This window comes from Proteus vulgaris, assembly GCF_016647575.1.
In the GTDB taxonomy this organism is placed as follows: domain Bacteria; phylum Pseudomonadota; class Gammaproteobacteria; order Enterobacterales; family Enterobacteriaceae; genus Proteus; species Proteus mirabilis_B.
This window is the reverse complement of sequence record NZ_CP032663.1, coordinates 1346956-1368753: the sequence shown is the minus strand read 5'-3', so window position 1 is coordinate 1368753 and position 21798 is coordinate 1346956. Positions and strand designations below refer to the sequence as shown.

16 protein-coding genes and 2 pseudogenes are annotated in these 21798 nt (G+C 39.6%); 6 read left to right on the top strand and 12 right to left on the bottom strand.

Features of this window, described 5'->3' with window-relative positions; all coding sequences use genetic code 11:
- Window positions 1-38: 38 nt before the first annotated feature.
- The 10 genes and pseudogenes from allD to lrp form a co-directional block, all read right to left on the bottom strand.
- Window positions 39-1088, bottom strand: coding sequence for an ureidoglycolate dehydrogenase (gene allD / locus D7029_RS06250; protein WP_194952144.1), 1050 nt, complete (start codon window positions 1086-1088; stop codon window positions 39-41).
- Between the two features lie 257 nt (window positions 1089-1345).
- Window positions 1346-2170 (bottom strand): MetQ/NlpA family ABC transporter substrate-binding protein, encoded by an 825-nt coding sequence (locus D7029_RS06245; protein WP_194952143.1) that lies wholly within the window; start codon window positions 2168-2170, stop codon window positions 1346-1348.
- A gap of 48 nt (window positions 2171-2218) precedes the next feature.
- Window positions 2219-2905: a methionine ABC transporter permease gene (locus tag D7029_RS06240; protein ID WP_194952142.1), complete on the bottom strand. Its 687-nt coding sequence runs from the start codon at window positions 2903-2905 to the stop codon at window positions 2219-2221.
- A gap of 1 nt (window position 2906) precedes the next feature.
- Window positions 2907-3938, bottom strand: coding sequence for a methionine ABC transporter ATP-binding protein (locus D7029_RS06235; RefSeq protein ID WP_228766738.1), 1032 nt, complete (start codon window positions 3936-3938; stop codon window positions 2907-2909).
- Window positions 3939-4197: 259 nt separating this feature from the next.
- Window positions 4198-5487, bottom strand: coding sequence for a serine--tRNA ligase (gene serS, locus D7029_RS06230; protein WP_098943743.1), 1290 nt, complete (start codon window positions 5485-5487; stop codon window positions 4198-4200).
- A gap of 118 nt (window positions 5488-5605) precedes the next feature.
- Window positions 5606-6955 carry a replication-associated recombination protein A gene (locus tag D7029_RS06225; protein WP_088493305.1) on the bottom strand — a complete coding sequence of 450 codons (1350 nt, stop codon included), beginning with the start codon at window positions 6953-6955 and terminating at the stop codon, window positions 5606-5608.
- 7 nt (window positions 6956-6962) lie between these two features.
- Window positions 6963-7571, bottom strand: coding sequence for an outer membrane lipoprotein chaperone LolA (gene lolA / locus D7029_RS06220; RefSeq protein ID WP_088493306.1), 609 nt, complete (start codon window positions 7569-7571; stop codon window positions 6963-6965).
- A 113-nt stretch (window positions 7572-7684) separates the two neighbouring features.
- Window positions 7685-10255, bottom strand: a pseudogene (locus tag D7029_RS06215) (DNA translocase FtsK); the annotation flags it as partial.
- Between the two features lie 666 nt (window positions 10256-10921).
- Window positions 10922-11323 (bottom strand): annotated as a pseudogene (locus D7029_RS19030) (DNA translocase FtsK 4TM domain-containing protein); the annotation flags it as partial.
- Between the two features lie 243 nt (window positions 11324-11566).
- On the bottom strand, window positions 11567-12061 hold the full coding sequence (lrp, locus tag D7029_RS06210; protein WP_004244566.1) for a leucine-responsive transcriptional regulator Lrp: 495 nt from the start codon (window positions 12059-12061) through the stop codon (window positions 11567-11569).
- 544 nt (window positions 12062-12605) lie between these two features.
- Here lrp and trxB point away from each other — a divergent pair.
- The 5 genes from trxB to infA all read left to right on the top strand — a co-directional run bounded on the left by trxB (window position 12606) and on the right by infA (window position 18481).
- Window positions 12606-13565, top strand: a complete 960-nt coding sequence (trxB, locus tag D7029_RS06205) for a thioredoxin-disulfide reductase (RefSeq protein WP_194952140.1) — start codon at window positions 12606-12608, stop codon at window positions 13563-13565.
- Window positions 13566-13705: 140 nt separating this feature from the next.
- Complete coding sequence (gene cydD, locus D7029_RS06200; protein ID WP_194952139.1) at window positions 13706-15475, top strand: heme ABC transporter permease/ATP-binding protein CydD; 1770 nt, start codon at window positions 13706-13708, stop codon at window positions 15473-15475.
- A gap of 2 nt (window positions 15476-15477) precedes the next feature.
- A complete protein-coding gene (gene cydC / locus D7029_RS06195) occupies window positions 15478-17229 on the top strand; it encodes a heme ABC transporter ATP-binding protein/permease CydC (RefSeq protein ID WP_194952138.1) in 1752 nt (583 codons plus the stop codon).
- Window position 17230: 1 nt separating this feature from the next.
- Window positions 17231-17923 (top strand): leucyl/phenylalanyl-tRNA--protein transferase, encoded by a 693-nt coding sequence (aat, locus tag D7029_RS06190; RefSeq protein ID WP_088493311.1) that lies wholly within the window; start codon window positions 17231-17233, stop codon window positions 17921-17923.
- A gap of 339 nt (window positions 17924-18262) precedes the next feature.
- Window positions 18263-18481: a translation initiation factor IF-1 gene (gene infA / locus D7029_RS06185; protein ID WP_004244560.1), complete on the top strand. Its 219-nt coding sequence runs from the start codon at window positions 18263-18265 to the stop codon at window positions 18479-18481.
- A gap of 137 nt (window positions 18482-18618) precedes the next feature.
- On the opposite strand, the gene clpA is transcribed toward infA, so the two are convergent.
- The gene (clpA, locus tag D7029_RS06180) at window positions 18619-20910 is read right to left on the bottom strand and encodes an ATP-dependent Clp protease ATP-binding subunit ClpA (RefSeq protein WP_194952137.1); all 2292 of its coding nucleotides are present in this window, start codon (window positions 20908-20910) and stop codon (window positions 18619-18621) included.
- A 30-nt stretch (window positions 20911-20940) separates the two neighbouring features.
- Window positions 20941-21255 carry an ATP-dependent Clp protease adapter ClpS gene (gene clpS / locus D7029_RS06175; protein ID WP_075672467.1) on the bottom strand — a complete coding sequence of 105 codons (315 nt, stop codon included), beginning with the start codon at window positions 21253-21255 and terminating at the stop codon, window positions 20941-20943.
- 288 nt (window positions 21256-21543) lie between these two features.
- Here clpS and cspD point away from each other — a divergent pair, with 288 nt between their 5' ends.
- Window positions 21544-21753, top strand: a complete 210-nt coding sequence (gene cspD / locus D7029_RS06170; protein ID WP_023581298.1) for a cold shock domain-containing protein CspD — start codon at window positions 21544-21546, stop codon at window positions 21751-21753.
- The last annotated feature ends 45 nt before the right edge of the window (window positions 21754-21798 follow it).

Here is a 21798-nt window from a genome sequence, read left to right as displayed (position 1 = left end):
TACTGCTTTTTATTGTCTAAAATAAATAGCTGTTATCATTAACCCGCAAATGGATTTTTATTATCATAAGATTTATTGTAAAGTGCGTCAGAAATTAAATAGTTATAAATTTCATCAACAATTTCAATGCCTTCTTTCTCGCTTCTTTGTTCTTCTATTTGGCTATTCTCACCAGGATAAAGCACTTTCTCTACATCAGGAGCTGGTTTAATTGCATTTAATTCGCCCATAACCTGTGAGATATGTTCTCTAAATAAAGTGGTATCAGTAAAGAAAGCAGGATTGATAACAATATGCAATTGGCCTAATTCTCGCCCTTGTGTTAAATCGTGATACATCGAACTGACATGCTTTCCAAAAGGAAGTCCAAGTAAAATACCAGACAACACATCAACCATCATCATCAAGCCATAGCCTTTAGGTCCTGCAATAGGCAATAAACCTTTTACTGCAAAGGGATCGGTTGTAGGTTTACCACTTTCATCGACAGCCCAAGTATCGGGAATATCAGCATGACGTGAACGCGCATCAAGCACTTTTCCCCATGCTTGCACGGTTGTTGCCATATCAAATGTAATATGTTTATCGCCTACTCCGGGAGCCGAAAAAGCGATAGGATTAGTGCCGTAATACACTTCTGAGCCGCCAAAAGGAACAACCATTGGATCAGATTGACACAGCGAAATACCTATCATACCCGCTTGTGATGCTTGTTCAACAAAGTAGGACAATGCGCCACTATGACCAATTCGTCTTACACCAACAACTGCGACGCCCTTCTCTTGTGCCATTTTAATTGCGCGTTCCATTGCGTCTTTCGCTGCAACATGCCCAGCACCATTATCACCATCAAATACAGCGCTACAAGGCCCCGTTTCTGTATAAGTAAAATCAGGAGCCGTATTTGTACCGCCTTTACTGATCCGTTCTGCATAATACTCTACACGCACAGCACCATGAGAATGAATACCTTTGGCATCAGCATGGACTAAGACATCAGCCACCGTATCAGCATGAGACTCACTCAATCCTGCATGATGTAATTTGTTTTTTATTAATTGATGTAACTGCTGTTTAGAAACTATCATAGAATATGCTCTTTTGTAGGGTTCTAATTAAATAGAAACGTCATAAAATAACTGAGGTAAATTCGAGCGATAGGTCTAATTTAACAGCATAAATAGGATCTGCCGTGATCGGTTTAACCAATGAAGGATTGCGTTATATTTTTGTTAAATAGTCATTTCTTTATTAAAAACCTTTTTATAATCCCCCTTATAATAAACAAAAAAGTGGCATAATTTCTTACACCACTCTTTTACACATTAATTTAAAAATAGATTAATTATGGAACAGGAACAGCTTCACCTTTAAAGTTATCCAAAATAAACTTTTTGGTTTCCGGTGCTTTTAACTGTGTCATTAATTTAGCAATGCGTGGATCATTTTTATCTTCCTCTCTTATGACAATCACATTGGCAAACTTACTGTTAGCAGCAGGCTCTGTATAAATAACTTCTTTGGTTAAATCGAGCCCTGCATTAATGGCAAAGTGTCCATCAATAGAAGCGACATCCGCTTCTCCATTTTTATAAATTTGTGGCAATAATGGGCCATCATAGGTAAATAAAAACTTAATGTTACGAGGATTCTCAACAATATCATCAATTGTAGAATCGTCGGGATCGATACCATCTCGTAATTTGATTATGCCTTCATCTTGGAACAGCTTTAATATATGTCCATGTTGAGCCAAATTATTACTGCTTATCATTTTTGCACCATTCGGTAAATCTTGTAAGCTTTTATATTTCTGTGAGAAAAAACGATATGGGTGCATATGTACTGCGCCTGCTGACACTAATTTCCAATCAGGGTGATCAGCAAGTGTTTTATTTAAATAAGGAACATGTTGAAAGAAGTTTGCATCCAATTCTTTTTCCGCTAATGCTTGATTAGGAATGATATAGTCATTAAAAATTCGAATATCTAACTCTAATCCTTCTTTTGCTAATTGTGGTTTAATAAATTCCAGAATTTCCGCGTGAGGTGTACTTGATGCACCGATAATTAATTTATTTTCTGATTTTTCATCTGATGGTTTACAAGCAGAGAGCGCTAGGCTAATAAGTAGCAGTGATCCCAGTTTTTTAAATACTGTTAATTTCATTGTTATAACCTTATTTTAAATTTGATTTTTAATTGAAGTATTTTTTAATTAGCGTTTATCTATATTTCTTACAACACTATCTCCCAATAACTGAATACATAACACAATAAATAAAATCACTAATGTTGCAATCCAAACTACATCAAGATGGCTGCGCTGAAACCCTTCTAAATAAGCCAAATTACCTAATCCACCCGCACCTATTGCGCCGGCAACAGCTGTTCCACCCACTAAAGAAATCAATGTTACCGTTAAACCAGAAACAAGAGCTGGCGAAGATTCAGGTAATAGCACCTTAAATATTAGTGTTGGTAAATTAGCGCCCATTGAGAGGCTTGCTTCTATTACACCTTTATCAACTTCACGTAATGCTAATTCAACCAACCTAGCATAAAAAGCAGCAGCTGAAATCACTAATGCAGGTAGTGCTGCATTAACACCTAATATGGTTCCCACAATTAATTTAGTAAAAGGAAACAATAATATAATTAAAATAATAAAAGGAATTGCCCTAAAAATGTTTACAATAAATGAGAGTGTTCTATATATAGAAACCTGCTCTTTATACCCGTCTTTTGCCGTTAAAAATAATGCAACACCAATTAAGATCCCTAATAAGCAAGATAGCGCACCAGAAACAAGTGTCATATATAATGTATTTAATGTCTCCTCACCTAATACATTGAGTTTTAAATGAGGTAAATAGCTATTAATCCAATTTTGTATTTCATCCATATCACACGACCGCTATATCAAATTTATTATTCTCAAGATATTGGATGATTTCATCCGATTTATTATTTAACTGTAAATAAATGAACCCATTCTCTTGTGAAAAACTACCTTTTATTAAATTAACAGGTTCATTAAATTTAGAAATTAAATCATAAAGTAAATAGTCATATTTTTTACCCTCTTGCAGTAACAGTTTTATTATTGTGCTTTGCTGCTTTATATTATCAATATCATCACTGTTATCTGCTACATGGATTGATTGTGATAAAAACTGTTGTGTCACTTTATGTTTTGGCTGGTTAAAGATTTTTACTACTTCACCTTGTTCAATTATTTTTCCTTGCTCAATAACGGCTACTTTATTGCATATCGCTTTTACAACTTGCATTTCATGTGTGATCAACACAATCGTAATATTCATCTTTTTATTAATTTCAGCGAGCAGAGCTAAAATTGTTTGTGTTGTTTTTGGATCTAATGCAGATGTTGCTTCATCACATAATAAAACATCAGGGTTATTTGCCAGCGCTCTAGCAATACCAACACGTTGCTTTTGTCCACCACTTAATGTTGATGGATATTCATCTGCTTTATCAGCAAGCCCAACTAACTCCATTAATTCGCTCGCACGTTGAAAACGTTGTTTTTTATCTAACCCTGAAATTTCGAGCGGGAATTCAATATTCTCTCTAACAGTGCGTGACCACAGCAAATTGAAATGTTGAAAGATCATACCAATTGAGTGACGGATTTTACGGATCTCACGTTCACTACTGGTGGTAATATTGTATTTACCAACAATCACTTCCCCTTTTGTTACAGGCTCTAAGCGATTCAATAAACGAATTAAGCTACTTTTTCCAGCACCGCTATAACCAATGATGCCAAAGATATCTCCCTGCTCAATATTCAAATTAATATCATCAACAGCAACAGTTTGCTTTTTCCCTCGCTGGTAAATTTTGCTGACATTTTTTAGTGTTATCATTTTAATCAACTCACTTATTAAATGGAAATCTAGACGGCTAAACATCTAGAAATCCAAATTAATGTTAATGAGAGGAATTGTCAAGCAGGGAATGAAAATGCGATAAACAAAAATGGTATACCTTAGAATTAAATTATTTCTATTGCTTCTATTATTGAATTTTTACTTTGAAAATAATTTATTTTATAAATTTAATCGCCAATATAAGATAAATTAATGGTGATATATATTTATTGCAGATCATAAAAAACCCCCTGCCTAAGCAGAGGGTTAAATTATTAATACTCAATTAATTAGAGAATAATTAACCGATATATTCTAAACCGTTCATGTATGGACGTAACACTTCTGGAATTTCAATACGGCCATCAGCCATTTGATAGTTTTCCATAATTGCAACTAAAGTACGACCTACTGCTAAGCCAGAGCCATTTAAGGTATGAACAAGTTGGATTTTCTTGTCGCCTTTAGAACGGAAACGAGCTTGCATACGACGTGATTGGAAATCCCAACAGTTAGAGCATGAAGAAATTTCACGGTAAGTATTTTGAGCCGGAACCCATACTTCTAAGTCATAGGTTTTACGAGCGCCAAAACCGATATCACCAGTGCAAAGCACAACTTTACGATATGGTAGATTCAGTAATTGCAGCACTTTCTCAGCGTGACCTGTTAGCTCTTCTAATGCTTCCATTGATTTTTCAGGATGAACGATTTGAACCAGTTCAACTTTATCAAATTGGTGCATACGAATAAGACCACGAGTATCACGACCATAAGAACCCGCTTCTGAACGGAAGCAAGGCGTATGCGCAGTCATTCGCAATGGTAGATCGTCTTCTTCAAGAATGACGTCTCTTACCATATTTGTCACAGGTACTTCCGCTGTTGGAATAAGCGCGTATTGGCTTTCTGCTTCTTCTTCTAACGGTTTAGTGTGGAATAAGTCTTCACTAAATTTAGGTAACTGACCTGTACCGTACAGAGTTGCATGGTTAACCAAGTAAGGAACATACATTTCTTGGTAGCCGTGCTCTTCTGTATGCAGATTCAGCATAAATTGTGCGATAGCACGATGTAAACGTGCAATTTGACCTTTCATCACAACAAAACGTGAACCGGTGATTTTCACCGCAGAAGCAAAATCTAAACCATCTGTTAGTTCACCTAAAGTCACATGATCTTTTAATTCAAAATCATAAGTCTTTGGAGTGCCCCAACGAGAAACTTCCACGTTTTCGCTGTCATCTTTGCCATTTGGAACAGCATCATCTGGCATGTTTGGAATAGTTAAAACGTAATCACGAATTTCCGCTTGAAGCACTTCAAGTTCGGCTTTTGCAGCTTCAAGTTTTTCACCTAACAGGTTAACTTCTTGACGAAGTGGCTCAATATCTTCACCACGCGCTTTTGCCGCACCAATGGACTTCGATCGAGAATTACGTTCTGCTTGCAGGGATTCAGTTTCAACCTGTAACACCTTACGGCGTTCTTCTTGTTGACGGATTTTTTCCACATCGAGGGTGAACCCCCTGCGAGCCAGTTTTTCGGCGACCGCGTCTAGCTCATTACGCAGTAGATTTGGATCGAGCATGCTTATCCTGTGCTTATTGATAGATTAATAAAAACCTTCTCTCCTATCTTATAAAAAAGATATCTGAGACAAGGCATAGTTAAGAAATTAATGATAATTTAATAACCTTACCGCATCTTTACATTTTGCGATAGCGTTTTGTAACACTATTTTGATCTTGTTGAGAAAGCCAGTCTAATTTCTCTGCAACCTTGATCTCTAACCCTCTTTTTACTGGGTAATAGTACTGCGTATTTGCCATTTCTTTAGGGAAATAGACCTCTCCAGCCGCGTAAGCATTAGGCTCATCATGAGCATAACGATATTCAGCACCCAGTCCCATTTCTTTCATTAATTTTGTTGGTGCATTACGCAAATGCTCAGGTACATCATAATCAGGCTTGCTTTTGGCATCAGCAATGGCTGCTTTAAATGCAGTATAAACAGCATTACTTTTTGGTGCGCAAGCCAGATACACAATTGCTTGAGCAATAGCGCGCTCACCTTCTGCGGGACCAACACGAGTAAAGCAATCCCACGCAGCAATTGCCACTTGCATGGCGCGAGGATCGGCATTCCCCACATCTTCTGACGCAATCGCCAATAAACGACGAGCCACATAAAGCGGATCACCGCCTGCAGTTATGATCCGTGCATACCAATAAAGAGCGGCATCAGGTGCAGATCCCCTTACTGACTTATGTAATGCAGAGATAAGATCGTAAAAGCGATCACCTTTATTATCAAAACGAGCACTACGCTCACCACTGATTTCTGTCAGTAATGCCGGCGTTAATACTCGTTTTCCTTGATTATCAACCTCGGCAATATCCGCCATCATTTCAAGCAAATTTAGTGAACGACGGGCATCACCATTAACCAGTTGTGCAATCATTTTGCGTGTATCATCTGGCAGGATAATATTGCGTCCGCCTAAACCTCGTTCTGGATCGTCTAGCGCTTGTTGTAGCACTTGCTCAATATCAGCTTCGGTTAATGAACGTAATAGATAAACTCTTGCTCTGGATAGCAACGCGGAATTTAATTCAAAAGAGGGATTTTCTGTTGTTGCACCAATAAAAGTGATCGTACCGTCTTCAATATGAGGCAAAAATGCATCTTGTTGACTCTTATTAAAGCGGTGAACTTCATCAACAAACAGGATCGTTCTACGCCCTGCATTGCGATTTTGGCGCGCAATTTCAATAGATTCTCTGATTTCTTTAATACCCGATGTCACCGCAGATAAGCGTTCTATATCGGCTTGCGCATAGCGACCAATGATCTCGGCAAGGGTGGTTTTACCCGTGCCAGGAGGTCCCCATAAGATCATGGAATGCAATTGTCCCGCTTTAATTGCTCGAGGTAATGGCTTACCTTCAGCAAGTAAATGCGTTTGTCCGATATATTGTTCCAACGTTTCAGGCCGCATTCTTGCGGCTAAAGGTTGGAACTCATTGCGTGAAAAATCGAGTGATAAATTACTCAAAACATCCTCACTGACGTTGGTCATCCACAGTCACACCCGCAGGAGGTGTAAAACGAAACGCGGAAGCATCGATTGGCGCAGCAGTCTGTGCAGTCAATTGATAATTGCTTACTTGACCGTCTTGTTCTGTGGCCGCAAATTGCTGAATTTGTCCGTTAGGTAATACAGTTATCGTGAAATGTTTTAAGTTATTTTCTACTTTAGGGGTTAACTCAAAACGGTCACCTGACTGTTTTACGTCATAATTTTGCCACTCTTTGCTGTCATTACGAGCGATCAGCATAAAAGGCGTATTGGTTGTAGAACGCTCAAGCCAAGTCGCAGTGACTTGCTCGACAAAAGGATTGTAAAACCACAATGTTTTGCCATCAGAGATAAGTGTACTCTCATCCGGTGCTGTCATTTGCCAATTAAACAAATCAGGGCGTTGTACTTTTAAACTTCCTTCCCCTTTTTGGATAAGTGAGCCTTCATTGCTGGTCACGGTTTGACTAAAGTTCGCTTGAAAACTATTTACTTTATTTAATCGTTGTTGCAAATCCTGACGTGCATCAGCCCAAGCGGCTTGGCTACTTATTAATGTCATCGCACACACTGCAAATAATACTTTTTTCATTCTACAAGCCTCGGCATGAGATAACGCCGACATAATGTCGGCGTGTAAATTATTGATGATGTTATGCAGATTATCATGCTATCTCATTAGCTGATAACTGTGTTTTCAAGATATTACATATCTGAAGGTGGTGGTGAAAGTACATCACGTGTATTGTTGTGGTTTGGCGCACTCACAATACCTTGCATTTCCATCTGTTCCACAATTCTTGCCGCGCGGTTATAACCAATTCTAAATTGGCGTTGTACACCAGAAATAGAAACACGTTGTTTTTCAACCACAAATTCTACGGCTTGGTCAAATAACGGATCAAGCTCTTCACCATCATCATATCCACCGCCACTATTACCTTCACCTTCTTCGCCACATTTTGTGATGGCTTCAATATATTGAGGACGACCTCGAGCTTTCCAGTCAGTTGCCACGGCATGGACTTCATCATCACTAACAAAAGCACCGTGAACACGTTCAGGCACAAAACCATTCGGTGCATAAAGCATATCACCCATACCTAGTAATGACTCTGCACCACCTTGGTCTAAAATAGTTCGAGAGTCGATTTTACTCGATACAGTAAATGCGATACGGCTCGGAATATTGGCTTTAATTAAGCCTGTAATAATATCAACAGAAGGCCTTTGCGTAGCTAGAACAAGGTGAATACCTGCGGCTCGCGCTTTTTGTGCTAAGCGAGCAATCAGCTCTTCAACTTTTTTACCCGCCGTCATCATCAAATCAGCAAATTCATCAACGACAACAACAATATAAGGTTCTTTTCCTAACGTTGGCATTTCTGTTGCCATACTGTCGCTTGGTTTCCAGAATGGATCAGGAATAGGACGCGCCATTGCTTCAGCTTCTTTAATTTTTTCGTTATAACCTGCAAGATTACGTACACCTAATGCTGACATTAGTTTATAACGACGTTCCATTTCAGCCACACTCCAACGCAGAGCACTTGCGGCATCTTTCATATCAGTAACAACTTCGGTTAGAAGATGTGGAATACCTTCATAAACTGAAAGCTCAAGCATTTTAGGGTCAATCATAATAAAGCGAACATCTTCTGGTTTCGCTTTATAGAGAATACTGATGATCATCGCATTCACACCAACAGATTTACCTGAGCCTGTTGTACCAGCAACAAGTAAGTGAGGCATTTTAGCCAGATTGGCAACAACTGGCTGACCGCCAATATCTTTACCTAAAACAACGGTTAATGGAGAACGGCTATCTCTAAATGCATCGCTATCCAACAATTCACGCATATATACGGTTTGACGTTTTTTGTTAGGTAATTCGAGTCCTACATAAGGTTTCCCCGGAATAACTTCAACAATACGTACCGCAATAGCAGACAATGAACGCGCTAAGTCGCGGGATAAATTTGAAATACGAGCGGCTTTTACACCCGGAGCAAGTTCAAGTTCAAAACGAGTGATAACAGGCCCCGGTGAAATACCAACAACCTTGGCTTTAACACGATAATCATTAAGACGCGCTTCAATAAGTTTACCAATACGCTCAAGCTCAAACATATCAACAGGCTCATCTTCTACTGGCGGCGTTGTTAATAAATCCAGAGAAGGCATTGGTGTTGTTGGCTTTTGCAACGGCCTATCATTACGCATCAACAATGGGTGAATTAAAGATTGCTGTTGCTGTTGCTGTTGCTGTTGCTGTTGCTGTTGCTGTTGCTGTTGCTGTTGCTGTTGCTGTTGCTGTTGCTGTTGCTGTTGCTGTTGCTGTTGCTGTGCAAAATGCTGCGCCATATTAGGCTGTGGCTCAATACGTGATTGAGGTGCAGCTTGTGGTGTAACAGGTTCAGAAACAATTGGTGTAAATACTGGCTCTATCGGATCTTCATCCAATAGATCATCAATTGGTGAGAACGCCTCTAATGCGGTCAGCTCTCTTTCTAGCTCAATTTTAGGGCTGTACTCTTCCTCTTCTTCATCTCGAGGTGAAATTTGTAAAAATGCATTGCTGGCTGGGTATTCAACTTTTTTCTCAATAGTTTGTGTAGGTTGCGCTGATTGTGAGGCAAACGAATGTTGAATATGAGGCTGATAACCCGTTGTTGCTTGTAATGAAGGTGCTGGTGTTGACAGTTGAGGTAAAACCTCATCTTCATCATCATCTAACGAAACATCATCACCATAACGATCCTGTAATTGTTGTTTAAATTGTGCTGCCAACTGTTGCTGATATTGCTCATCTTCATCAATTTCGTTGTTATTCTCTTCTGTGGAAGAGAATGTATTCGCGGTAACTGTTGGCTCATCACGATAATCATCTTGTTGATGACTAAATGAAGATATTGGTGATGTGATACTTGGCTGATGAGGCTCAATAATATCTTCAGGATCGGTACTATCGTTCTCACCATAACGTTCACGTTGCTGTTCGAGAAATTGCTGGCGCAACTCTTGTTCAAAATTCGCTTGTTCTTGAATATCAGCTAGCTCATCTTCAGGTTCAGATTGAACAGCTTCTTCACGACGACGTAATTCAGCTTCGCGTTGTGAAGGAATATGAATACCATAAAGCTCACGACGTGTTGGTAATCGCACTGGATTTGGGCGTGGTAATTCAGGGCCTAATCCTTGTTTAACTTGAGAGCCATGACTAACAAGAGCACTCGTTGCCACGCCTGCTGCCACCGTCGCTGCTTGCGTTAAAGAATCTGTATCAGGTACTAGCGAGAATGTAGGTTCCGCTCTGCCAGCAGGCATAAAACTATCTGTTGATGTTGATAAGGACGATGGCTGTGCCATAGGTTCATTTTCAACATATGGCATTATAGAAGGTGTACTCTCTTCTGGTATTGAGGGATCAGTAGAATGTTGAGAAGCATTGGCTTCTGATTGAGCTTCTTTTTTCAAGAATGCTTCTGGAATATCAAAACGATAATGTTCTGGTTCTTCTGTATGAGTTGGTTGCGAAACTGGTGCTGATACAAGAGGAGCTGTTTGCGTCAATGTTTGTGCATGTTCATCTGCTATATCATTTGTTGCAGAGAAAGATGGCAAATCATCTTCTTGTTCTGCTTTAGATTGCAACGTGTCTATCTCTTGCTGACGAGCAAGTTCAAGCGCTGAAGGTGCAGAAAATAGAATATCATCGCTCTCTTCTGTTGCTAATTCAGATTGCTGATTTTCTTTTTGATTTGAATTTTCAGCGATTTCTGTAGCAACATCTTGAGTGTCATCTTCCTCTTCTTCATCTTCGTAATCAGCTTCATTTTGGCCTCTGTTGGTAATAAAACCAACACCTCCCAAAATAACGGCACCAATTTTTTCTGTGATTGTTAACCAAGACCAACCAGTAAACAGAGTAAAGCCAATTGCCCAAACAGATAACAGGGCAAGAGTAGCACCTAAAACATTAAACCACGGCAATAGAGCTTTGCTAAACAAGCTTCCAATTACACCACCAGAGCTGAAATTATAGATATCATCAAAATTAAGATCAGCTAATGCACAAGAGGTAAAGATCAGAGCCAAGGCACCAATCGTGCGAAGTGCAAGGGAAAAGAAGTCGGTATATTCACGGTTTTGTTGGTAGCGTAGAGAATTCCAGCACCCAAAAACCACGACGACAGGAATTGCATAGGCAAGTAAACCAAATGCAGAAAATAGAATATCAGCTAACCATGCTCCGATACTGCCGCCTAAATTCTGGATAGGCTCATTCCAAGTGGTTTGTGACCAGCTAGGATCAGAGGGATGAAAGCTAAGTAATGAAACCATTAAAAAGACAGCGCCAATGCCGATAAGGATGAGAATAGCCTCCCAAATACGGCGACGGTTGCTTATCTTTGTTAAACGAATATTTTTATCTTCTGTATATTCCTGGCTCAAAGAGGGCTCTCCAGGTTTAACTTAGGGTGAATTAAAACGGAACAACGCTGAGATATCCCAGCGTTGAAACTGTATGCATAAACAGGAGTGTACCTAACTTTTTCCTGCTTTGCACCAACCTATTAAGTTGGCTTAGCGAGTTTTAATTACAAGGCGGTTGCTTTGTTTAACTTCTTCCATAACCACGTATGTACGTGTGTCATTAACACCTGGAAGACGTAACAGTGTTTCACCTAGTAATTTACGGTAAGCGGACATATCAGGTACACGAGTTTTCAACAGATAGTCAAAATCACCAGAAACTAAATGACATTCTTGGATTTCTTCAAGTTTCTGAACAGCCATATTGAATTGTTCAAAAACATCTGGTGCACCACGGTTTAGTGTGATTTCCACAAATACTAATAATGATGCATCTAAGTAATGTGGGTTTAACAGTGCTGTATAACCAGAAATAAATCCTTGGCGCTCTAAACGACGTACACGCTCTAAACAAGGCGTTGGTGATAAACCTACACGTTTAGATAGCTCAACGTTTGAAATACGACCATCTTTTTGAAGCTCATTTAGAATATTCCGGTCTATTCTATCAAGATCTTTACCCGGACGTTTTTTATTATCAATCATCTCTATACTCTCTTTCTCTTTTTCTCTTACTTTATTTTCCTATACCCATACCTGTACACCATCAGCATCACTGTCGAAACTTCGGTATCAAACGGTCAGAGCAAACTACCAATCTATTTTCTTTTAATGCCAGATAAAAGTTCTATTTTATCCAAATACTCATTAGCAAATATCGTAAAGTAACTATCCTATACCCTGTCTGTCTAAAAAATATTACGTATAACATCCGAGGATAATTATCTTTAACAATCATGTTTTCGCAAATGTACAGCGGATTGTCAAAGCAAATGAGTAAAAATCAGAACAAGGCGCTATGTTATTCTCTATATACGCAAGATAAACATCAATTGTAAAGCAAAATGTTTCAGGTTAATTCGATGATGTTAGCCCAATATAACTCTATAATTATTAAACTATATTAGTATTAACTATTGCTAAAATAGCTAAAATATTATGTCTATTTCTCGTCATTGGCTTTTTTTAACGTCTTATTTCTCCTACAATCCCTCAATTCGCATCACGCCTAATCAGAAATGAGGTATACATGAGCACCATCAAACATAGCAAACTTATTATTTTAGGTTCAGGCCCTGCGGGTTATACCGCCGCCGTTTATGCTGCAAGAGCAAACTTAGAACCAGTACTGATTACGGGTGTTGAAAAAGGCGGTCAGCTGACAACAACAACAGAAGTCGAAAACTGGCCCGGAGACCCTGAGGGGCTAACAGGTCCTGGCTTAATGGACCGCATGTTTCAGCACGCTGAAAAATTTAATACAGAGATTATCTCTGACCATATTAATAAAGTCGATCTGAAAAACCGCCCATTCCGCCTATTTGGTGATGAACAAGAATATACTTGTGACGCATTAATTATCGCAACAGGTGCTTCTGCACGCTATATCGGTTTACCTTCAGAAGAATCTTTTAAAGGCCGAGGCGTTTCTGCTTGTGCAACCTGTGACGGATTTTTCTATCGTAACCAAAAAGTCGCTGTTGTCGGTGGCGGAAATACCGCGGTAGAAGAAGCTCTTTATTTAGCTAATATTGCATCTGAAGTTCATCTGATCCACCGTCGTGATTCTTTCCGTTCTGAAAAGATCTTAATTAACCGTTTAATGGATAAAGTAAACAGTGGCAATATTATTTTGCATACTGATCGTACCTTAGACGAAGTTCTTGGCGACGATATGGGTGTAACGAAAGTTCGCTTAAAAGACACTAAGAGTGATAAAACCGAAGAATTAGATGTTATGGGCGTCTTTATTGCGATTGGACATAGCCCTAATACCGCTATTTTTGATGGTCAATTAGAATTAGACAACGGTTACATCAAAGTACAATCAGGTACTCAAGGTAATGCAACACAAACCTCTATCGAGGGTGTTTTTGCAGCTGGTGACGTAATAGATCACATTTATCGTCAAGCAATTACCTCCGCTGGCACAGGTTGTATGGCTGCTTTAGATGCAGAACGTTACTTAGACGCACTAAAATCCAACTAAAATCATCACTTCCTTTCAAGGCGCTATTTCAGTAGCGCCTTTTACCATGTAACATACAGTCTGGTTGCCAAAGCGTATAACTACTTACCCTTGGCCTTTCTGATACTTTGTATCTCACCTGCAGATTTGAATCTTTTCTTATGGATAAAACTAAACAAAGTGAATTGGTTCGATGGCTGAAACAGCAAAGTGCTCCAGCCCGTAGATGGCTACGGCTATCAATGATCCTAGGTGTTGTAAGCGGTTTATTAATTATTGCGCAAGCATGGTTATTAGCTGTTTTACTTCAAGCATTTATCATGGACAGTCTAAGTCGTGATACGCATATACCTACCTTTCTCACCCTTATTGGTATTTTTATCTTACGCGCTGTGGTGATGGCAATACGAGAGCGTGTAGGTTATCGCTGTGGTATGGCGGTCAGGCAACAAATTCGTAAAATTGTTCTTGATAGACTTGAAGAGCTAGGCCCTGTTTGGGTTAAAGGCAAACCCGCAGGAAGTTGGGCAACAATTATTCTAGAACAAATAGAAGATATGCAAGATTACTATGCGCGTTATATTCCGCAAATGTATCTTTCCACTATTGTGCCTATTCTTATCCTTATCACCATCTTCCCTGTTAACTGGGCTGCTGGCTTGATCCTATTCTTCACGGCTCCACTGATCCCGCTATTTATGGCATTAGTTGGATTAGGTGCAGCAGATGCTAACCGTAGAAACTTCCTCGCATTAGGTCGTTTAAGTGGTAACTTCCTCGATAGATTAAGAGGATTAGATACATTACGGTTATTTAACCGTGGTAATGCAGAAGTTAAACAGATTACTGAAGCAACAGAAGATTTCCGTAAACGAACAATGGAAGTGCTAAGAATGGCCTTCCTTTCATCAGGTGTATTGGAATTCTTTACCGCTGTTTCCATCGCAGTTGTGGCGGTTTACTTTGGTTTTTCTTACTTAGGCGAACTTAATTTTGGTAGTTATGGTTTAGGCGTCACTCTTTTCTCAGGCTTTTTAGCGTTGATCTTAGCCCCTGAATTTTTCCAACCGTTGCGTGATTTAGGAACTTACTATCATGCAAAAGCACAAGCGATTGGTGCGGCTGAGTCTCTGGTTGAATTTTTAGAAGCTGAAGGTGAAAAACCGCAATTCACAGGCAATGAGCGTATCAACACAGCAGACAGTATTGAGATAACAGCTCATGAGCTAGAAATTCTATCTCATCAAGGTGTCAAACTAGCAGGACCATTAAACTTTACCATTAACCCCAATCAGCGTATTGCGATTGTGGGTCAAAGTGGTGCAGGCAAAAGCTCGTTATTAAATGCGTTACTCGGTTTTTTACCTTATCGTGGCTCATTAAAAGTTAATGGTATTGAATTAACACAGCTCTCGCCTGAAGCTTGGCGTCAATGTTTAAGCTGGGTTGGCCAAAATCCTAATTTACCAGAACAAACCTTGCTGGATAATATTCGCTTAAGCAATCCTAATGCCAGCGATGAACAAATCAATCTTGCCATTGAAAAAGCCTATGTCAGCGATTTTATTAATGAATTACCTGACGGCTTAAATACAATTATTGGCGATAGTGCCGCACGCCTTTCTGTTGGTCAGGCTCAACGTGTTGCTGTTGCTCGAGCTTTATTATCACCTTGTCAATTTTTGTTATTAGATGAACCCGCAGCAAGCCTTGATTCTCATAGCGAACAACGTGTGATGCATGCGCTTAATAACGCCTCATTAAATCAAACGACCTTGCTTATTACTCATCTACTTGAAGAGACTTTAGGTTATGACCAAATTTGGGTGATGGAAAAAGGTCAAATTATTGAAACAGGCACTTATGCATCGTTAAGCCAACAGAATGGCACTTTTGCTCGCCTTCTTGCTCATCGTAAAGAGGAACTTTAATCATGAGAGTATTGCTTCCTTTTCTTGCGCTCTATCGCCGTCACTGGTTTATGTTATTGCTGGGGATTATTCTTGCTATTCTGACTTTACTGGCGAGTATTGGTCTTTTAACACTATCAGGCTGGTTTTTAGCGGGTACATCTCTTGCTGGTTTTGCCGGTATTTATAGCTTTAACTATATGCTACCTGCGGCTGGTGTTCGAGGTGCGGCAATTTTTCGTACTGCGGGTCGTTATTTTGAAAGGCTTGTCAGCCATGACGCTACGTTTCGCGTGTTGTCGCACTTACGTGTATTCACCTTTAAAAAGATCCTCCCTCTTTCACCGGGCGGAATTGCACGTTTTCGTCAAGGTGAGTTGCTTAATCGCTTAGTTGCTGATGTTGAAACGCTAGATCATCTCTATATTCGCGTTATCTCTCCTATCATTGCCGCTTTTGTTGTCATTATGGCAATTATATTTGGCCTTGGTTTAATTGATGCGCGTTTAGCCAATACGCTAGGTGGCATTATGCTTACCTTGCTGATTGTTTTACCTTTCGTATTCTATTATGCGGGTAAACCTATTGGTCGTGATCTTACTGATTTACGAGGTCAATATCGCACCGTGTTAACTAGCATGTTACAAGGACAAGCTGAGCTAACTGTTTTTGGCGCATTACCTCGCTTTAGACAAAATTTAGCGCAACTTGAAGCTAAATGGCTACACAGACAAGCACAACAGGCAAATTTAACTGGTTTATCGCAATCATTGATGATCCTTGCATCAGGGCTAACAGCAACATTAATTTTGTGGTTAGCCGCTGGCGGTATCGACAATAGCTTTATGCCTGAAGCGTTAATTGCCTTATTTACATTTTGTGCATTGGCAGCCTTTGAGGCTTTAGCCCCTGTTACTGTCGCTTTCCAGCATTTAGGACAAGTAATGACATCAGCAACACGTATTACTCATTTAATTGAGCAAAAACCTGATGTCACTTTTCCTGAAAAAGGGGGCGAAACAAACAATAGTGCCACGCTTACAATGCACAATATTTGCTTTACTTATCCAACCCAACCAATGCAAGTCATCAATCACGTAGATTTAACGATTGAAGCAGGACAACACATTGCCTTACTAGGAAAAACGGGTTGTGGTAAATCGACATTATTGCAGTTGATTAATCGCGCTTTTGATCCGACTCACGGCACTATCCGCTTAAATAATTTACCTATTGCTGATTATGATGAAGCAACATTACGTTCAATGATGTCCGTTGTTCCTCAACGTGTTCATGTCTTTAGCCACACATTAAGAGAAAATCTATTGATGGCAAAAGAACAGGCAACAGATGAAGAATTAAAACATGTTCTTCAGCAGGTTGGTCTTGGGCAACTACTTGAAAATGATGAAGGCTTAAATGCATGGATGGGCGATGGTGGTAGACAGCTCTCTGGTGGCGAGCAGCGACGTTTAGGACTTGCAAGAGCCCTACTCCACAATGCACCTCTTGTATTGCTTGATGAGCCAACAGAAGGCCTTGACGCCGATACAGAACAGCAGATCCTTGCACTCTTGCATCAGCATTGCCAAGGTAAAGCTGTATTAATGATAACTCACAGACTTCACGGTTTAGATAAAATGGATAAAATCTGCGTTATGGATGGCGGAAAAATCGTTGAAACAGGCACTCATGCTTCGTTGTTACAACAACAGGGGCATTATGCTAAATTTCATCAAAGACAGGCTCTATTAACACCAACTCACGAGGCATAATATGCCGTTGTTTCAATTAGATGATTGTGATTTGGATTTTCCTGAGCCTCATTTAGCTTTAAAAGAGCCCAACGGCTTATTAGCGATAGGGGGAGAAATCTCCCTTTCGCGATTACGTGTTGCGTATCAATCGGGTATTTTTCCTTGGTACTTCCCTAATGAAGAACCACTATGGTGGTCACCCGATCCAAGAGCCGTTTTACCCGCTGGTGATTTGCATATTGGGCGTAGTTTACGTAAATTTATTCGCCACCAGCCTTATAAAATCACACTCAATCATGCCTTTGCTTCAGTAATTGAGGCGTGTTCTGTACGTGAAGAAGGAACATGGATAGGTCCTGATATAAAAGCAGGTTATGAAGCTCTCCATCAACAAGGTGAAGCTCATTCTGTTGAGGTTTGGGAAGGCGATGAACTCGTAGGTGGTTTATACGGAGTCAATATCGGTGCAGTTTTTTGTGGTGAATCGATGTTTAGTCGCAGAGATAACGCTTCTAAATGTGCCTTTATTGCTTTTTATAACCATTTTCTTCGTTATGGGGGTCAACTATTTGATTGTCAGGTGCTAAACTCTCATACTGCCTCGTTAGGTGCCTCTGAGATCTCACGTGAACATTATTTAGTTGCGTTATCTCGTTGGAAAAAAGTGATTATTGATAAAAAGTGTTGGTATCAGCAATCGTTGGAATTATAATCACTGCTTGTTTTTGTAAAGCCCTTCTTATTTAAGACAGAATTAAGAATGATATTCTGTTATTTATGCAAAAAGGTTTATACAAAAATTTTATCTTACACACCCATTATGTGGTTGGGGTGCTGTTTTTTTATTGCTACAAATACCACAAAATAAAGAATTACGACTTCTGTTATTACTTTTACTTTAGCAAAGTAAAACGCAAGTTGCGGTAAGGATGTTAAGTGCAATAGCAAGGTGAACACCATTGCTATCCAATAACATTCCTTTACATAGGACAATATTTTCGGCATTATCTTGCCGTTTAAAAAATATGGTTATTAAAACTTAGAGGATTAGATGGCCAAAGAAGACAACATTGAAATGCAAGGCACTGTACTGGATACTCTGCCAAACACGATGTTCCGCGTAGAATTAGAAAACGGACACGTCGTTACCGCTCATATCTCAGGAAAAATGCGTAAAAACTATATTCGTATCCTGACAGGCGACAAGGTTACCGTTGAGCTGACCCCATATGACCTGAGCAAAGGCCGTATCATCTTCCGTAGCCGTTGATCCCAATCTGTTCTCTCCCGTTATTGTCATATAACGGGTGAAAAAAAACACCACAGGCAAGGCATTTATTGATGCTCACCTGTGGTGTATGCTTTTATAGCTCGGTGAATATAGCTTTGTGAAATTAACCGCTATCCTTAGATAACGGTATCTTCATTCTTCGCCAATTTTTCTTGGCTCACAAACTCATAATTCAATTTGCCTGCCAGTTTATCTAGTGTCACAGAAACCGAGCCACCATTAACAAGAGAACCAAATAAAATCTCGTTAGCTAATGGTTTTTTCAAGTTTTCTTGAATGACACGCGCCATTGGTCTTGCACCCATCGCTTTGTCATAGCCTTTATCACACAACCATTGGCGTGCTTCTTGGCTAACTTCAAGCGATACCCCTTTATCATCTAACTGCACTTGTAGTTCGACAATAAATTTATCCACGACCATAGAGATAATTTCTGGCGATAATGCATTAAACCAAATAATGCTATCTAAACGGTTACGGAATTCAGGTGAGAAGGCTTTTTTGATTTCAACCATCGCATCAGTGCTGTTATCTTGCTCTGTAAACCCAATTGATTTACGTTGCGTTTCACGCACACCTGCATTGGTTGTCATCACTAAAATAACATTACGGAAATCGGCTTTACGACCGTTGTTATCCGTTAATGTACCGTTATCCATTACCTGTAACAGAATATTGAACACATCTGGATGTGCTTTCTCAATTTCATCAAGTAACACAACGGAATATGGATTTTTAATGACAGCGTCTGTTAATAATCCACCTTGATCAAAACCAACATAACCCGGAGGAGCACCAATTAGACGGCTGACCGTATGTCTTTCCATATATTCAGACATATCAAAGCGTAGCAACTTCACATTCAACGCTTTCGCTAGCTGTACAGTGACTTCTGTTTTACCTACCCCAGTAGGACCCGCAAATAAGAATGAACCCACCGGTTTATTATCTTGGCTTAATCCTGCACGACTCATCTTTATCGATTCAGACAAGGCGTGGATCGCTTGATCCTGACCGAATACCAACATTTTTAATTGGTTATCGAGGTTTTTCAGCATTGATTTATCGCTGCTAGAAACTGTTTTTTCAGGAATACGTGCAATTTTAGCCACAACAGATTCAATATCTGAGACATTAATGGTTTTTTTACGTTTGCTTGGTGCAACTAAACGTGTTTTTGCACCCGCTTCGTCAATAACATCAATAGCTTTATCAGGTAGATGCCTATCTGTGATGTACTTAACTGATAAGTCCACCGCTGCCTGAATGGCTTTATTGGTATAACGTACATCGTGGTGCGCTTCATATTTTTGGCGCAATCCTTTGATGATCAAGACTGTTTCATCTGGGGATGGTTCAGTTACATCAATTTTTTGGAAGCGACGCGCAAGTGCTCTGTCCTTTTCAAAGATATTGCTAAATTCTTGATAGGTCGTAGAGCCTATAACGCGAATTCGACCACCAGATAACAATGGCTTAATTAAGTTTGCCGCATCAACTTGTCCACCCGATGCAGCTCCCGCACCAATAATGGTGTGGATCTCATCAATAAATAAGATGCTTTTTTCATCTTTTTCTAGGGTTTTCAGTAATGCTTTAAAACGTTTTTCGAAATCGCCACGGTATTTAGTTCCCGCTAAGAGCGAACCAATATCAAGTGAGTAAATGGTATAGCCTTTCATCACATCAGGCACATCATCTTGCTCAATACGCCATGCAAGCCCTTCTGCAATAGCTGTTTTACCGACACCAGATTCACCCACTAATAATGGGTTATTTTTGCGGCGACGGCATAACACTTGGATTGTTCTTTCTAATTCAGCTTGACGCCCAATGAGGGGATCAATTTTACCTTGGCGCGCTAACTGATTAAGGTTAGTGGTAAAATTATCCATATGATCGTCGCCTTGCGGCATCTCTTGTTGAGATTGCGCATTCATATCATTCATATCAGAAAGATCTTCGTTTTGTTGATCTTCTTTCGAAATGCCATGAGAAATAAAGTTAACGACATCAAGGCGACTAACGTCGTGTTTACGTAATAAGTAAGCTGCGTGAGACTCTTGTTCACTAAAAATAGCCACCAGCACATTAGCGCCAGAGACTTCATTTTTGCCTGATGATTGAACATGAAAAACAGCGCGCTGTAATACACGCTGAAAACTCAGCGTTGGCTGTGTTTCTCTGTCTACATTTTCAGGCAGAATTGGGGTTGTTTTACGAATAAAGACTTCAAGTTCTTCGCGTAAGACTGCCAGATCGACTTTACAAGCTTCCAATGCTTCGCGTGCCGATTTATTACTTAATAGCGCCAACAACAGGTGCTCTACAGTCATAAATTCGTGTCTGTTATCACGGGCTTTCGCGAATGCAACATTAAGACTCAGCTCTAATTCGTGATTAAGCATAAGCACCTCCTCCTTAAAAGACTAACCGGATCATGCCTGTTCAAGTGTACACAAAAGTGGGTATTCGTTTTCTCTCGCATACAGATTAACTTGAGCCACTTTGGTTTCGGCAATATCCGCACTATAAACCCCACAAACTCCTTTTCCTTTATGATGAACGTCCAACATAATTTGCGTTGCTTTTTCCTCGCTAAGGAAAAAATACATCGTAAGCACTTCTACAACAAAATCCATGGGGGTGTAATCATCATTATTCAAGATCACCTTATACATTGCTGGTGGCTCATTTTTCTGATGAACATCTTCCCTTAACGTGGTTTCTGTTAAAAAATCAAACTGACCCATTGTTTTGCATTACTCATAGTTTTGTTAAACGTCACTTTCAATTATGACATTTAGTTTACCATCTCACAGGAAAGTCTGCCTATCAACGCTTTTTTATTCCTTCTTTTTACATTCAAAAAATTACAAAGCGTTAGCTACATCAAAATTTCACCTACTCGAAACACTTTCTATCCCCTTCACCTCTTGACGATTGAAACAATAAAATAGAGTATGTTTTATGAACAGCTCAGTAAATATACTGAAAGTGATGTTAAACAAATAAATACAAGTATATGAGAGAAGCTAAGTATGGAGACAGGTACAGTAAAGTGGTTCAACAATGCTAAGGGTTTTGGTTTCATTACCCCTGCAAAAGGTGGCGATGATATTTTTGCCCACTATTCAACAATCAGAATGGAAGGTTACCGCACACTTAAAGCGGGGCAGAAAGTTAATTATAGCACGATAAAAGGGCCTAAAGGTGATCATGCTGACCTTATCATTCCTATCATTGAATAGAAGATAATTTACAGTATAGATAAACCCGATAAAAATACCTTTTAC

What these genes read in the sequence shown, in the direction of transcription:
- allD (WP_194952144.1), bottom strand. Translation starts at nt 1,088, where the DNA reads ATGATAGTTTCTAAACAGCAGTTACATCAATTAATAAAAAACAAATTA.
- D7029_RS06245 (WP_194952143.1), bottom strand. Translation starts at nt 2,170, where the DNA reads ATGAAATTAACAGTATTTAAAAAACTGGGATCACTGCTACTTATTAGC.
- D7029_RS06240 (WP_194952142.1), bottom strand. Translation starts at nt 2,905, where the DNA reads ATGGATGAAATACAAAATTGGATTAATAGCTATTTACCTCATTTAAAA.
- D7029_RS06235 (WP_228766738.1), bottom strand. Translation starts at nt 3,938, where the DNA reads ATGTTTAGCCGTCTAGATTTCCATTTAATAAGTGAGTTGATTAAAATG.
- serS (WP_098943743.1), bottom strand. Translation starts at nt 5,487, where the DNA reads ATGCTCGATCCAAATCTACTGCGTAATGAGCTAGACGCGGTCGCCGAA.
- lolA (WP_088493306.1), bottom strand. Translation starts at nt 7,571, where the DNA reads ATGAAAAAAGTATTATTTGCAGTGTGTGCGATGACATTAATAAGTAGC.
- lrp (WP_004244566.1), bottom strand. Translation starts at nt 12,061, where the DNA reads ATGATTGATAATAAAAAACGTCCGGGTAAAGATCTTGATAGAATAGAC.
- trxB (WP_194952140.1), top strand. Translation starts at nt 12,606, where the DNA reads ATGAGCACCATCAAACATAGCAAACTTATTATTTTAGGTTCAGGCCCT.
- cydD (WP_194952139.1), top strand. Translation starts at nt 13,706, where the DNA reads ATGGATAAAACTAAACAAAGTGAATTGGTTCGATGGCTGAAACAGCAA.
- cydC (WP_194952138.1), top strand. Translation starts at nt 15,478, where the DNA reads ATGAGAGTATTGCTTCCTTTTCTTGCGCTCTATCGCCGTCACTGGTTT.
- aat (WP_088493311.1), top strand. Translation starts at nt 17,231, where the DNA reads ATGCCGTTGTTTCAATTAGATGATTGTGATTTGGATTTTCCTGAGCCT.
- infA (WP_004244560.1), top strand. Translation starts at nt 18,263, where the DNA reads ATGGCCAAAGAAGACAACATTGAAATGCAAGGCACTGTACTGGATACT.
- clpA (WP_194952137.1), bottom strand. Translation starts at nt 20,910, where the DNA reads ATGCTTAATCACGAATTAGAGCTGAGTCTTAATGTTGCATTCGCGAAA.
- clpS (WP_075672467.1), bottom strand. Translation starts at nt 21,255, where the DNA reads ATGGGTCAGTTTGATTTTTTAACAGAAACCACGTTAAGGGAAGATGTT.
- cspD (WP_023581298.1), top strand. Translation starts at nt 21,544, where the DNA reads ATGGAGACAGGTACAGTAAAGTGGTTCAACAATGCTAAGGGTTTTGGT.